Genomic DNA, 12,061 nt, shown 5'->3' with positions numbered 1-12,061 from the left:
TCAAAATGAGACAAATACTAAAACTACTCCTGTGCTGCGCATTATTAGCGGGCACCAACCTGTCCTGCCACGGTCAACACTCCCTAGCGTATCAAACGCCTTCCAAAGCGATTGAGGAGTTAGTGAAACTACCTGTAGAACCCGTGATGAGTCTAAGTCCTGACAGGAAGCTGATCCTGTTCTGTAGCTATGACCGGTTTCAGCACCGGAAGAACATACAGTATGGGGAACGGGTCCTAAACCTGGCCGGCATCCAGTTTAACACTGGCACAAACTTGCCTGCTGACCGGGAATGGTACAACGCCATTTCCTTTAAATACGCCACGGAGGATTCCGCTACCTTTTCCATTGAAGGCTTACCTGATACCCTTCAGATTGCGGACTATAAGTGGTCATTCGATAGCCAGTATCTGGGGTTGGCGCTCATGGAGGACAAGGGGGTAGGCTTGTGGGTTGTAAATGTTAAAACCAGAAAGGCAAAAAGAATATTCGAAGGGTACCTAAGCTTTTCCCTGGTAGGGGAGGAGATGTTCGCCTGGCTTCCGGGTGAAGAGGCGCTTGTCTTTACCGCGGTACCGCCTCGAAGCCAGAGAGAACCTGATCCAGGCGAAAGCAAGCCGACGGTGTATGAAAATGAGCACAACGTGTTGCCGCAACGCACTTATCAGGGACTGTTGAAGAGTGAGGCAGATGAAATGTTCTTTGAATACTACGCTACGGCACAACTCAAAAAGGTCAGTCTCAAAGGGAAAGTGTCTGACTTAGGACAAAAAGGGATCATAGCTGACTTTGCGCCTTCTCCTGATGGGAACTACATCAAAGTGCACTACGTGAAGAAGCCATATTCGTATGCACTGACCGTGCACCGGTTTCCCTCAGACGTGGTCATTCTCGGGAAAGACGGAATAGAGGTTACTACAATAGAGGTGCCGCCCGTGATAAGGCCGCTCGGAAGAGATGCCGCCTACAATGTACCCCGTAGTTTTGCCTGGCGAACAGATGTAGGGGCTACGTTAACCTGGGTGCAAGCAAAGGACGGAGGAGACCCGAAGGTTGAACAGAAGGAGAGGGATCTGCTATATTCTTGGCAAGCCCCATTTGATAAAGCTCCTGTGGTGTTGCAGAAGACTAGCCTGCGGCTTGACGATGTACATTGGCTGAATGACACCTTGGCTATTTTAGTGGAAAAGTGGTGGGCAAAGCGAACGACCAACTGGCTGCTTTTTAATCCCGCCACAAGCCAATTACTTGACACATTAGCGCAATTTAATGCTCAAAGCACGGCTTTTGACCAAGGTAGCCTTATCAGCATCAGAGACAGAGGCTTTAAAAGGCTATTCTTCCAGGATGGCAGCGTTTACCTATCCAGGAAAACACTCAACGGAAAGAAGGAGGTCGTGCCTGTGCTGGAGAAGCTGAACATCACCACCAAGCACAGGCAGGAGCTTTGGCGGTCACGTGCTCCTTTCTATGAGTACGTGGTGGCGATAGACGTTAAGGAGAGCGGGGACAGCTTTATCGTAGCCAGGCAGTCCAAGACGGTTCCAGTAAACTTAGTCCGGCAGTACCTGAAGACCGGGCGGGAGGGTATCTTAACCTATAACAAAAATAACCTGGCGTTACTAAACAGGTCGCTTGTCAAAAAAGAGTTAACGTACCTGCGGAGTGACAGCGTTACCTTACAGGCGACACTGTACTATAACAAGGACAGCCTGCGGGCTGACCGGCCGATGCGTTGCCTGATGTATGCCTACCCCATGGACTACATCAGCAGTGCCAGTGCGGGTAAGGTTTATACCTACCCGTATATGTTTGAATCTTCGTTTTCGCTGCAAAAGCTTCTGGCCTTGTCTGGCTATGCTGTCATGGATAATGTCTCGTTCCCTATCATAGGTATGAACGGAAGCAGCCCGAACGACACTTATTTAGAGCAAATCGAGCTGAATGCCCAAGCAGCAGTAGCCGCTGCCAAGGGCACGGGCATCGTCGATGTGGACAACATAGCGGTTATGGGGCATTCCTATGGCGCATTCATGGTGGCGAACCTGTTAACACACACAAAGCTGTTTAAAACCGGAATCGCCATGAGCGGGGCATACAACAGATCACTTACACCCTTTGGTTTCCAGCGGGAGTACAGAACCTACTGGGAAGAGCAGGCACTATACCATCGGCTTTCTCCTTTCCAGAACGCCCACAGGTTAGAACGACCAATTCTGCTCTTCCATGGAGAGACAGACGAAAATCCTGGGACCCACTACAGGCAGACAGAGCAATATTTTGCGGCATTGAAAGGCTTGGGTAAAACAGCCCGGTTTGTGTCTCTACCAGACGAAGCCCATGCCTATACCTTATTAGCGTCTTACCTGCATATCCTTTGGGAAGTAGACAGGTGGCTCAACAAACACTTGAAGCAGGGACCCGTGCTAAGGGCTGCCACGTTGAACGATGGGATGTAACGTTTGTCTAAGCCTTTTTAGGGTTGGTCTAAAATTATTTTCCTCGATAGAGCTTTTCAACAAATTAGAAAAAAAAGAGATACATGAAAAAGCTGTTAAAAATCAACACGAAGAAAAAAAGCCTGGCGGACTTAGGTGACGTGGCTATTGCTGATGCGGAGTCGCATACATTGAGCGGTGGATTCAAGGAGTACAAGCCGCCCCTCTATGATGCTGAAAAGCATCCAGCCGTGCGCATTAAAATCAGCCAGTTATTTGGCGGAAGAGAAGAAGTGGTATAAAAGCGTTAAATATGAAAAAGAGCAAGAAAATTAAAAACAAGAAAACGATCAGCGAATTAAAGAAGCTCAAACTATTCGGTGACTCAGAGATAAAGGATAGCGAGGAGGAACTAGACAACATCGCTGGAGGAAGCCAAAGCACCACTGTTGAGACCCACTGGCCCACGACATCAAATAACGTTTCAAATAAATAAAGCTGCCGATGCATTCTAAATATAAGTTTTATAAACAGTTGGACTACATGGATTGTGGTCCAACCTGTTTAAGAATGGTGAGTGCATTTTATGGGAAAGAATACACGCTGGATTACTTACGTTCCATTTCGCATATCACGAAGAATGGGGTGAGCTTTCTGGGGCTAAGCGAGGCATCTGAGAAAATTGGCTTCCGGACCTTGGTAGGAAAGCTGTCTTACAACCAACTGAAGGAAGAGGTTCCATTGCCGTGTATCTTACACTGGAACCAAGATCACTTTGTTGTACTGTATGACATCAAAGGGAAGACCTGGTACAGAAGGGAAGAGAAGCTAGTCATAGGCGACCCTGGCCATAACCTTGTGGAGGTGGATGTGGAGACCTTCAAAAAATGCTGGGTTAGCACGCAGGACAATAAAGGCATCGCCTTGCTGTTGGAGACAACCCCAGAGTTTTACCAGCCCATGAGCGAGGAGGTTGCGACAGAGCAGCATTCCTCGAGCATCGGGTTTTTGATGCAGTACATAAGGCCCTACAAGGCATACATCTTCCAGATATTCTTGGGAATGGTGCTGGCCAGCTTCATTAGCATGTGCTTTCCTTTTCTGACGCAAAGCCTGGTAGACTTTGGGATCAATAAGCAGAACCTAAACTTTGTGTACCTCGTGCTGATCTCCCAGCTCGCCCTGTTCATCGGAAGCCTGCTCGTCAACCTGATAAGGAACTGGATCCTGCTGCATGTTAGTACGCGGATCAGCATCACTATCATATCTAATTTCCTGATTAAATTAATGAAGCTGCCCATTAATTTCTTCGAATCTAAAAATATTGGCGACATCACCCAGCGGATCAGTGACCATCACAGGATAGAGAGTTTTCTCACAGGTTCTGCCCTCAGCACACTTTTTTCGATCATCAACCTAGTGATTTTTTCCGTTGTCCTCGGCATTTATGATGTACGCTTCTTGTTCATCTTCCTTGCCGGGAGTGCTATATCGGTTGCCTGGATCTTTCTTTTTCTTAAGAAGAGAAGAAACATAGACTATAACAGGTTTCAAAGGGCAAGGGAAAACCAGAACAGCATTTATGAGATCATTACCGGCATGCAGGAAATAAAGTTGTACAACAGCCAGAAGTCGCGCAGGTGGGAGTGGGAAAAGATCCAGTCCAAGCTCTTTAAAATCAACCTCAAGAGTTTGGCACTTGAGCAGTACCAGGAAGTAGGGTCCACTTTCTTTACACAGCTGAAGAACATTGTAATTTCTTTCATGGCGGCAGTCCTGGTGATCGACGGGCAGATATCGTTGGGGGTTATGTTGAGCATATCGTACATAATCGGGCAGATGAACGGCCCTTTATCTCAGCTTATCCAGTTCGTAAAGACGGTTCAGGACGCCAAAATCAGCTTAGAGAGGCTGGGGGAAATCCACAACAAGCAAAATGAGGAAAAAAGTAGCCGCCTTGTAGCAGGTCTACACGAGGAGAATTTTGGGCATTCCCTCAACCAGGCTTTTTTTGCCAAAGGGCTCAACAGTAGGTTTAAACCCGGCATCACGCTAGACAATGTTTGCTTTAGGTATGGGCATGCCAAGTCCCAGATGGTTTTGAAAAACATAAACCTTCATATCCCCCAGGGGAAAGTGACGGCCATCGTCGGGGCCAGCGGGAGTGGGAAAACAACCCTGTTAAAGCTGTTGCTAAAGTTTTACCCAGCCACAGAAGGAACCATACTCGTGGATGGGAGCAACCTTGATGACCTCTCGGCGAAGTTATGGAGGAGTCAGTGCGGAACCGTGATGCAGGATGGCTATATCTTCTCGGACTCGATTGCACGGAACATCGCGTTGGACGGCAACAAAATTGATGAGCTGAAACTGATGAATGCCGTGCATGTAGCCAACGCGCATGAGTACATTTCACAGCTTCCCCTGGGCTTTACCACCAGAATCGGCAATACCGGATCCGGGCTTAGCGGTGGGCAGAAACAACGTATTTTTATTGCAAGGGCTGTTTATAAAGAGCCTAACTACATGTTCTTTGACGAGGCGACAAGTGCCTTAGACTCCAACAATGAACGCGTTATCATGGAAAACCTGGATGAGTTCTATAAAGGGCGGACTGTTTTAATTATTGCGCATCGCTTGAGTACGGTTAAAAAGGCGGATCAAATTGTTGTCATGAAAGACGGTGAAGTTGTCGAGGTGGGTAACCATATGTCTTTAGTACACCAGCGTGGCTACTATTTTGAGCTGGTGAAAAATCAACTGGAACTGGATGCAGCTTAAACCATACAAGGTATGCCAAACTACAACCCGCTAAATTCCGAAGAGCAGAGTCATGAAATGGAGGAAATCATTGGAAGGGTTCCTCACTGGATTACAAGATGGGGCGTTACCATCCTGTTCATTGTTTCTGTCATCGGTGTAGGTATCAGCAATACCATTTCATTTCCCGACAGTGTTTCAGCTGAGGTACTGATCCAGGCAAAAGAACAACCCGGTAAGGTTCTATTGAAGCGGGATGACGCTAACCAGGAGTTTATTTTCCATGTGAAGGAAGAAGACTGGGTAACACCTGGGGATACCCTCTTTGTCCATAAAAACGACAGCAAAAACATTTGTGAGGCAATCACGACCCCTATGGCAGGCAGAGTGTTTATCGCAAAGGGGATTGATGCCAGCAACACGCAGGACTATGTTGTCTGGGTGGTGCCGGAGACCACCGACTTCGAAATAAAGTTGCTGTACCCTGTGAAGGGCTCCGGGAGGATTATACTGGGGCAGGAAGTCGTCATTACGGTGGACAACTACCCTACAGCGGATTTTGGGTTCCTGACCGGGAAAATTACAAAGATTCTCCCGGTGCCCGTTGAGGGGAAAGTACAAAGCTACGTGACGCTTGACACCAAAAAGCTGCGGACAAACCTGGGACAGGAGCTCCCTATAAAGTATTCGATGGTAGGCAAGGCCGAAATCATCCTGGAGAACAAAACGATTGCAGGCCGAATTTTTGGAAATATAATGCCATAAGTACAGCAAGCAAAGGTTACCGCGCCGCTGGGGACCCGCACGCCGGAACCTGGCAGTTCGAAAGCAACCGCGTGACAGGATAAGACGCTTGGAGGCTAACAGGCGAGCAACTTTTGTGGAAAAGAATGGTTTTCTTTCATTTTTTTATAGATCTTAGAAGGACAAAGACCGGTTTTATCGGTAGTTCTGGCAAGAGAAGGGGTTCCTGTAGGACCGCAGCTGTTTTTTCATCCCGCATCAACCAGGAACCTTCAGCCCATGGGAGTGCTTCCTTACAGCAGGTAAACAAGGCGTTACCACATGGAACTAAATACCCTTACTGCCTGTCAAGGTGATTTTGAGCAGCCGGAAACGTGCCGCAGACAGTCATAATGCTCAAGGGGATATACCTAGCCGGTCTTTTGTTGCCAAATGAAAGAAAAAGTTCCTCGTATGAGTGCTGAAAACAAATTTATTCGTTTCCCCAGATGAAGTGTATTATTATCGATGATGAGCCTTTGGCTCAGGAAGTGATCGAAAAACTCGCCCGTAAAGTTCCCTTTCTTGAAGTACTGCAAAAAGCCGGTAACGCCATTGAAGGCTTAAAGTACATTGAAGCGTTAAAGCCGGACTTAGTATTTATGGATATACAAATGCCAACAATGAGTGGCATTGAATTGATAAAGATACTGAACCATGTAAAGCCCCAAATCATCTTGACCACAGCTTCGCCCGATTACGCCCTGGAGGGCTTTGAGTTAGACGTTGCTGGGTACCTGCTAAAGCCTATCTCGTTCGAACGGTTTCTCAAAGCAGTCAACAAGGTGCACCATCTCATCAATAGCACCAACCAGGTGAAGTACCAGGAAAACGAGGGGCAGGCGTTTAATACCCATTTCTGGGCAAAAGTGAATGGGAAACTGCTGCATATTAAATTTGAAGACGTCTTGTTGGTGAAAGGCATGAAGGATTATGTCCAGATCTACTTGAAGGACCGAAAGATCATCACCTATTTAACCATGAAGCGTATTCTGGAGATTCTTCCCCCCCATGAGTTTACAAGGGTAAGCCGTTCATTTATTGTGCGAACTTCTTCCATCCAGGGAATTGATGGAAACGTTCTAGAAACCTCCGTTGCAGACGAAGAAATCATTATTGGTTCTACTTACAGGGAGAGCATTAAGAACGAAGCAAACAAATGGCTAAAGTAACAAGCCTGTGTTGGCGTCACTGAGCCAGGTTGCCTGGATGTGTTAAGAAGGTCCCGGAGGAGTTCTATTTCCAGGGGTAGGTGTCGGGAAGCAGGATGTTTGTTGGCCTGCAAGCGTTTGGCATACGCTACTAATAGACCACTGCAGATAGCCCGCTCCCCCAACTTTCCTGCATCAGCGCAGCTGCTTGTGGAGAGGTTCTTTTCTGAAGAGGGCGTGACGTAAGAATGACAGGCGGTGTTGGAGCCACTGAGGCAACAACCCTTTCAGGTGCGCCTCTTGCTGCCTCCTCTCACCCAACGAAGCCTTCGCCGATGCCGCTTGGTAGCCGCACAGCCCGATTTGTCAGCCCCAAACACAGACACGCGCTTCTGGATGGGACGCCTGTTTCCGCTGCTGCTATTCAAACACTCAGGTACCAGAGCGGCCTCGGAGAAAGGCCTGTGCCCAAGAAGGTCATCTGACGCATGTGCTAGATTGGCTCATCCCGTCACAAAAACATATATACAATTTTTACCAGAAGTCTACCTATAGGTATCATGTCTAAAATACATCATTTCGGTCGCTTTGTGATGCGTAGCCCCCTGTTTTCTTATAATAGTATCAGGCATGATGCCTCTCTAACCTTGGATGAGCTGCTGGAGGAGCAGTTAAGGAACGATACATTTCTAGAGGCGATCTTTTGGGCTTCACCTACCCTTTATGACAAGACGGTTAAAATGCTGGAAGGAAATGAGGCCAACAAGGACAGGGTGATCAGCAGCCTTAAGAAGTACCTGATAAGAGCTTCCAGCCGTTGTACCCCGTTTGGGACCTTTGCAGGGTGTAGTGTCGGGCGTGTTACCAGCACGAAGGACAACGTGGCTTGTGCAGCTGCCTCTTACACAAGCCACAAGCATGTCAGGATCGACATGCACCTTTTGTTTACCCTGAGTCACCATATCAGCAAGGACATAAGCATATGGCCTGTATTGAAGTACTACCCGAACAACTCCATGTATGAAGTGGGGGATAGCTACAGGTATGTGGAATATGAAGTGGAAAAAGGGCTAAGGAGCTACAGGGTTTCCTCCGTCGAAAAGGATAGCCTCCTCGAGACAATTTTTACCGCTGCCAAGTCCGGGGTTTCGGTGAAAGAAATAATCGACCTGATGGATTTTGATGAGGAACCCGCTGAAAAAGAGCGTTTTGCCTATGAGCTCATTGCTTCCCAGCTGCTGGTGAGTGAGCTGGAGATATCGGTGACCAACCCAGACCCGCTTGCCTCACTTACCGGGACGTTGAGGAGCATAGCACACAGCCTGGGTGGTGAACGGGTGAGGGAGTACCTAAGGGTACTGAATGACTTCCAGGAAGGAATAGCCCTGTTGCGTAAGAGTAGTGGAAAGCCTAACCTGGACAAGGTAGTGCGTGCCTTTAAGCAGGGCATCCAGGAGTTGGGCATCCCCGTGTACAACAGCAACTTTTTCCAGGTTGATCTTTTTAAAGAAGCGCAGGAGCAGGCCACCATTTCGGAGGCCACTGTGAACAATGTACTAAAAGGGGTAGAGGTCGTAAGCCGCTTTACAGGAAGCCAAACCATACACGAGCAACTCCTGGAAGATTTCAAGGCGGCCTTCGTGGAGAAGTACGAGACGGAGGAAGTGCCGCTTGCTGAAGTACTTGATTCTGAGACAGGCATCGGATTCCCTGTCCTTTCCAGTATTGGAAATGTCTCCAACATTACCTTACAGGCAGCCTACAAGGAAGGAAGACAACCCGGATCGGTGGTGGAGCCGTGGCATGGCTACCTGCAGGGGTTGTACGAGAAGGCCGTGAAGCAGGAGCTGAACACGATAGAGCTCAGAGACGAGGACATTGCTAAATTCCACCCAAAGACGGATCAGCTGCCGGCATCATTTGCCACCATGTTTTCTTTTCTTTCCTCCGAATCTGCCAGCCCGCTTTACCTTCAATCTGTTGGTGGCACTACGGCAAACTGCCTCTTGGGGAGGTTCGGTCATTTAGACCCTGCGATCCGCGCCCTAAGCCTGGAAGTTGCTGAAAAAGAGCAGGAGCTCATGCCTGATACTGTCTTAGCTGAAGTGTTGCACCTGCCGGAAGCGCGTGTTGGAAACATCTTACAACGACCTGTGCTACGGGAGTTCGAGATTCCTTACCTTTCTGAAGCAACTGTTGGGGATCAGTGTTCATTGCCGATTGCTGATTTAACCGTTAGCGTTGAGCGCGACACCATCGTGCTCCGCTCCAAACGCCTCAACAAACAGGTTATTCCACGCTTGTCTACAGCCCACAATTACGGGCAACACTCTTTGCCGGTGTACCATTTCCTGTGTGCAGTGCAGCACCAGGGAAAGCATGCCTTGAAGATCGATTGGGGAGGTTGGGCAGAAGGGATGACGTTTCTGCCCCGGCTATCCTATAAAAACATCATACTGTCACCTGCAACCTGGAGGTTCTCAGAAGAAGATGTAAAACACATCCTGGAAAGTGAGGATAAATATGAAAAGCTGGCTGAATTCTGTGAACGCTGGAAGCTTCCGCCTACTGTTGCTATCACAAGAGCTGATAACCAACTGGTTTGTCACATGGAAAAGCGGGAGTACCAGGAGATTTTTCTGCAAGAGATGAAAGTGCAGAAGTCTATTCACCTAACAGAATGGTTTCATTTTGAGGGGAACAGCAGCCCCAATAGCTTTACGAATCAAATTGTCCTGCCGCTCTACCACCTTCCCGCTGTGGGGGCTAAGGCGAAGCCGAAAGAAGGAGGCGCAGCAGCTGCTTCTGTTTTTCAGCGCTCCTTCTTCCCGGGGAGTGTGTGGCTCTATATGAAAATCTATTGCGGCGCCCATGTCTCTGATAGGATCTTGGCAGAAACAGTCAAAAGAGGCGTGGATAAATTGGTGGCGGCGGGCGATATAAGCCAATATTTCTTTGTGAGGTATGCTGACCCACACTATCATGTTCGACTTCGCCTGCATTTACAAGAGCGAGAAGGAAGCTTTACCAGGGCCCTGGACTGTTTAACCACTGCATTGGCTACCTTTACCAGGCAAAGGCTCGTGTGGAAGGTGCAGCTCGATACTTACGTGAGAGAGGTGGAAAGGTATAGTGCCGCGTTGATGGTGCTCTCAGAGCGTATTTTTTACCATGATTCTGCCCTGTTTCTCGCTGCAAATGAGCAGGTGGTGCTGGATGAGGAGGAGGACAGCCGGTTGCTTTTTGCGCTGCAGAATGTGGCCGCGTGGCTGGATACCTTTCAGTTAGATTTAGGGGAGAAACTCACTTTTGTTCAGGCAGTGGCTGCCAGCCTAGGCGCCGAGTTTCATCAGGAACTAAGGGTGGAACTCGATCAAAAATACAGATCCCTGAGGAAAAAGCTATTGCAGCAAGAGTCATCCACTATACTCGGCAGGCTCCTGGCTTTGCGAAGGGACCGGGTTGTAAATGAAATAAAAGCAGCTAATTTTAAGGATGAGAAAGCACTGCAGGGAAATTTAAGCAGCTATATTCATATGAGCATGAACAGGTGGTTTAAGTCCGACCAGCGCCTGCAGGAGTACGTGGTGTACTATTTTTTACAGAAGTTTTATACTGAGAAATCAAAGCGGGCTCGTACCTGCAATCATACCGAGTAGATGAAGTTAGTCGTTCAAATCTTTCAAGACTATAGTTTTTCCACCAGGGTTCTTCTGCATGCGATCATGTGGTTAGGGATGTTCTGCCTGCTTCTGCTTTTGCTCAAACTGCCCTTGCAGGGAGATCTGTTAGCTCCCTCTTTTCATGTTTTTATTGTGGCACTGCTGGCAATCGTGGCTGTGAACCACTATACAGTAGCCTATGGTTTGGCAGCACTTGCTCAAAGAGGGAGTTGGGTTTTAGTAGCTGTCTCTCTGGTCGGCTTGTACGTGTTTTCCGCATATGCCTCTAACCTTTGCCTGGGCCTGTTGGCGCATTTGTTCCAGGAAAACAAGGTTTTCCTGGCGTTATTTACACGCTATAGGATACAGGAGGTGTCCGACATCATGTCACTCAACACATTCACCTGGGTCATGTCCTTTGTGTTTCCTTTCTGCATGTTCACCCTGTTCATGAAGTTCTATAAAAAGAACCTTGACACATCAAGAAGGAACCTTTCGTTACAGAAAGCTAATTCTGAGCTGGAGTTAAGCTTCTTACGGTCCCAGATAAACCCTCATTTCTTTTTTAACACCCTCAACAGCTTGTATTCACTTGTCTTTGATAATGAGCGTGCAGCTAAAATTATTTTAGACCTTTCTGATATCATGAGGTTCTCCTTGTATGAAGCCAAGGCAGCGCGTATTGCCTTGGCTCGGGAGGTTCGGTTCCTGACTGACTATATTCAGTTGGAAGAACTACGCCATGACAGCCGTGTGGCCATCACGTACAACTTTGATACAGCGGGATGCGAGGACGTAGAGCTGCCCCCGCTTCTTCTGGTGAATTTTATTGAAAATGCCTTTAAGCACGGCATCAACAGTACCGTTGACAAGGCTTGGGTAAACGTTAGGCTATGCTGTGAAGACCAGTTTTTAGTTTTTTCTGTGAAGAACAGCAAACCCAAAGCCCCAAAGTCTAAACAGCAGTCTAACTTTGGCATAGGACTGCAGAATGCCAGGCGGCGGTTGGACATCATTTACCCTAACAGGCATGACTTAACGATCAGCGACGCAGCAGATACATTCAGTGTCGTACTTTGCATCCAAGTGAGGTGATCCAATTTCAAGATGTGTTGCCGTGGTGCTGGCAGCCTTACCTTGGGTGCACGGCACGTTCTCAGTTTTAGAAGGACAAAAGGCGGGAATGTAAAACGGAGTGAAAAACTGAAGTGTCCGTTATAAAAACACGTACAACTTCAAAGCCCGTTGTCTGAGCATCTTTATCGTT

8 protein-coding genes are annotated in these 12,061 nt (G+C 48.0%); all 8 read left to right on the top strand.

Going from position 1 to position 12,061, the window contains the following annotated elements; translation table 11 throughout:
* Positions 1-5: 5 nt before the first annotated feature.
* A complete protein-coding gene (locus CA264_RS09865) occupies positions 6-2,459 on the top strand; it encodes an alpha/beta hydrolase family protein (protein WP_025606761.1) in 2,454 nt (817 codons plus the stop codon).
* Positions 2,460-2,542: 83 nt separating this feature from the next.
* A complete protein-coding gene (locus CA264_RS09860; protein WP_025606759.1) occupies positions 2,543-2,740 on the top strand; it encodes a hypothetical protein in 198 nt (65 codons plus the stop codon).
* Between the two features lie 11 nt (positions 2,741-2,751).
* Complete coding sequence (locus CA264_RS09855; RefSeq protein WP_025606758.1) at positions 2,752-2,934, top strand: hypothetical protein; 183 nt, start codon at positions 2,752-2,754, stop codon at positions 2,932-2,934.
* An 8-nt stretch (positions 2,935-2,942) separates the two neighbouring features.
* Entirely contained in the window at positions 2,943-5,219 is a 2,277-nt protein-coding gene (locus CA264_RS09850; protein WP_025606756.1) for a peptidase domain-containing ABC transporter, read from the top strand.
* 57 nt (positions 5,220-5,276) lie between these two features.
* Positions 5,277-5,963, top strand: a complete 687-nt coding sequence (locus tag CA264_RS09845) for an HlyD family secretion protein (protein WP_157593678.1) — start codon at positions 5,277-5,279, stop codon at positions 5,961-5,963.
* Positions 5,964-6,430: 467 nt separating this feature from the next.
* Positions 6,431-7,153, top strand: coding sequence for a LytR/AlgR family response regulator transcription factor (locus CA264_RS09835; protein ID WP_036776013.1), 723 nt, complete (start codon positions 6,431-6,433; stop codon positions 7,151-7,153).
* 539 nt (positions 7,154-7,692) lie between these two features.
* A complete protein-coding gene (locus CA264_RS09830) occupies positions 7,693-10,791 on the top strand; it encodes a lantibiotic dehydratase (protein ID WP_025606750.1) in 3,099 nt (1,032 codons plus the stop codon).
* The gene (locus CA264_RS09825; protein ID WP_025606748.1) at positions 10,792-11,889 is read left to right on the top strand and encodes a sensor histidine kinase; all 1,098 of its coding nucleotides are present in this window, start codon (positions 10,792-10,794) and stop codon (positions 11,887-11,889) included.
* Positions 11,890-12,061: the final 172 nt, after the last annotated feature.

The organism is Pontibacter actiniarum (genome assembly GCF_003585765.1).
Lineage (GTDB): Bacteria > Bacteroidota > Bacteroidia > Cytophagales > Hymenobacteraceae > Pontibacter > Pontibacter actiniarum.
The sequence above is the reverse complement of the archived record's forward strand: the minus strand, read 5'-3'. Positions and strand labels throughout refer to the sequence as shown.

Excerpts from the sequence above, each read along its gene's own strand:
- CA264_RS09855 (WP_025606758.1), top strand. The coding sequence starts at position 2,752 with ATGAAAAAGAGCAAGAAAATTAAAAACAAGAAAACGATCAGCGAATTA.
- CA264_RS09825 (WP_025606748.1), top strand. The coding sequence starts at position 10,792 with ATGAAGTTAGTCGTTCAAATCTTTCAAGACTATAGTTTTTCCACCAGG.
- CA264_RS09835 (WP_036776013.1), top strand. The coding sequence starts at position 6,431 with ATGAAGTGTATTATTATCGATGATGAGCCTTTGGCTCAGGAAGTGATC.
- CA264_RS09865 (WP_025606761.1), top strand. The coding sequence starts at position 6 with ATGAGACAAATACTAAAACTACTCCTGTGCTGCGCATTATTAGCGGGC.
- CA264_RS09830 (WP_025606750.1), top strand. The coding sequence starts at position 7,693 with ATGTCTAAAATACATCATTTCGGTCGCTTTGTGATGCGTAGCCCCCTG.
- CA264_RS09845 (WP_157593678.1), top strand. The coding sequence starts at position 5,277 with ATGGAGGAAATCATTGGAAGGGTTCCTCACTGGATTACAAGATGGGGC.
- CA264_RS09860 (WP_025606759.1), top strand. The coding sequence starts at position 2,543 with ATGAAAAAGCTGTTAAAAATCAACACGAAGAAAAAAAGCCTGGCGGAC.
- CA264_RS09850 (WP_025606756.1), top strand. The coding sequence starts at position 2,943 with ATGCATTCTAAATATAAGTTTTATAAACAGTTGGACTACATGGATTGT.